General features: G+C 49.9%; 1 protein-coding gene. It reads left to right on the forward strand.

Translation table 11 applies throughout. The annotated features are described in order from the left end of the window. A partial coding sequence (locus OA91_RS23705; RefSeq protein ID WP_157203897.1) for a beta strand repeat-containing protein occupies positions 1–2,710 on the forward strand: 2,710 nt, incomplete at both ends.

A 2,710-nucleotide genomic window follows, 5' to 3' on the forward strand; every position in this document is an offset into this window, starting at 1 on the left:
TGCTCAAAATGCCGTGGTACTAGCAAAAGAGGGCGTGCTTGATGTGAGTGCGACAACTTCGCTGGATAACCAAGGGGCGTTAGCAGGTCAAACAGCGACACTGACGACGCAGGCCTTGAGCAATGCTGGCACGGGCGTGATTACTGCTCAAACTGGCAAACTGACACTGGATACTCAAACAACAGATAACAGCGGTACCTTATCAGGACAAAGTCTGACCCTAAACACAGGCTCATTAGATAACCAAGCAGATGCCGTTGTGATCGCTGAAAATGGTGAATTAGCGATCACCACAGGCACCATCAACAACGATGGGTCTCTTGCGGGTTCTGATGTCACATTGACCGTGAATGAACTGAATAATAACCGCCAAGGTGTGGTTGCCGCTCAAGCAGGCCGTTTACAGGTCTCAGCGCAATCAAATGCGGCGAGCCAAAAGATTGTCAATACGGGTTCACTGTCTGGTAATGACATGATCCTGAATGCGAATACGATCAGCAATAATGCCAATGCTGTCATGGTGGCCAATGGTGGCACCTTAGACCTTGATACCCAAACCCTGACGAATGATGGGGCGATCGGTGCAAAATCGATTGATCTGGATGTTAGTACCCGTATTACCAACAGCGCGACAGGTGTCATGAGTGCACAAGGTGGGGCATTGGCACTGGATACCCAGACCCTTGATAACGCGGGTACATTAGCGGGTTCAAGTGTGGCACTTGTGGCCAATGTGCTTGAAAACCTAGCAGGTGCTACCTTGATTGCCCAAGCGGGTGATGCCGTGATTACCTTGGTGAATGGCTTAGTCAATCGCGGTGCCATCGGTGGTAACGCGGTGACCGTGAATGCTGCGACAGTGGCAAATCATCAAACGGGCGTGATCTCAGCACAAACCGACAAACTGAGTGTAACAACCAATAGCCTAGATAATGCGGGTAGCTTGGCAGGACAGTCTGCGACAATTAAGACAGATACGCTGACGAACCAACAGAATGCGGTAGTGATTGCCCAAGCGGGTGAACTGGATGTTGATGCGGATACCTTGACGAACATAGGGTCATTAGCGGGCAGTGATGTAACGCTTGTGAGTGAGACCTTTACCAACCAAGGTACAGGTGTGATTGCGGCGCAAGCAGGTGACCTTAGCCTTACCACAACTACGCTGGCGAATAACGGCAGTATCTCAGGTAAAGGCGTCACATTAAGTACAAACACACTGACAAATGCTCAAAATGCCGTGGTACTAGCAAAAGAAGGCGTGCTTGATGTGAGTGCGACAACTTCGCTGGATAACCAAGGGGCGTTAGCAGGTCAAACAGCGACACTGACGACACAGAGCTTGAGCAATGCTGACACGGGCGTGATTACTGCTCAAACTGGCAAACTGACACTGGATACTCAAACAACAGATAACAGCGGTACCTTATCAGGACAAAGTCTGACCCTAAACACAGGCTCATTAGATAACCAAGCAGATGCCGTTGTGATCGCTGAAAATGGTGAATTAGCGATCACCACAGGCACCATCAACAACGATGGGTCTCTTGCGGGTTCTGATGTCACATTGACCGTGAATGAACTGAATAATAACCGCCAAGGTGTGGTTGCCGCTCAAGCAGGCCGTTTACAGGTCTCAGCGCAATCAAATGCGGCGAGCCAAAAGATCGTCAATACGGGTTCACTGTCTGGTAATGACATGATTCTGAATGCGAATACGATCAGCAATAATGGCAATGCTGTCATGGTGGCCAATGGTGGCACCTTAGACCTTGATACCCAAACTCTGACGAATGATGGGGCGATCGGTGCAAAATCGATTGATCTGGATGTCAGTACCCGTATTACCAACAGCGCGACAGGTGTCATGAGTGCACAAGGTGGGGTATTGGCACTGGATACCCAGACCCTTGATAACGCGGGTACATTAGCGGGTTCAAGTGTGGCACTTGTGGCCAATGTGCTTGAAAACCTAGCAGGTGCTACCTTGATTGCTCAAGCGGGTGATGTCGTGATTACCTTGGTGAATGGCTTAGTCAATCGCGGTGCCATCGGTGGTAACGCGGTGACCGTGAATGCTGCGACAGTGGCAAATCATCAAACGGGCGTGATCTCAGCACAAACCGACAAACTGAGTGTAACAACCAATAGCCTAGATAATGCGGGTAGCTTGGCAGGACAGTCTGCGACAATTAAGACAGATACGCTGACGAATCAACAGAATGCGGTAGTGATTGCCCAAGCGGGTGAACTGGATGTTGATGCGGATACCTTGACGAACACAGGGTCATTAGCGGGCAGTGATGTAACGCTTGTGAGTGAGATCTTTACCAATCAGGGGACGGGTGTGATTGCGGCACAAGCAGGTGATCTTAGTCTTACCACAACTACGCTGGCGAATAACGGCAGTATCTCAGGTAAAGGCGTCACATTAAGTACAAACACACTGACAAATGCTCAAAATGCCGTGGTACTAGCAAAAGAGGGCGTGCTTGATGTGAGTGCGACAACTTCGCTGGATAACCAAGGGGCGTTAGCAGGTCAAACAGCGACACTGACGACGCAGGCCTTGAGCAATGCTGGCACGGGCGTGATTACTGCTCAAACTGGCAAACTGACACTGGATACTCAAACAACAGATAACAGCGGTACCTTATCAGGACAAAGTCTGACCCTAAACACAGGCTCATTAGATAACCAAGCAGATGCC

It is taken from the genome of Marinomonas sp. SBI8L (genome assembly GCF_001624705.1).
Lineage (GTDB): Bacteria > Pseudomonadota > Gammaproteobacteria > Pseudomonadales > Marinomonadaceae > Marinomonas.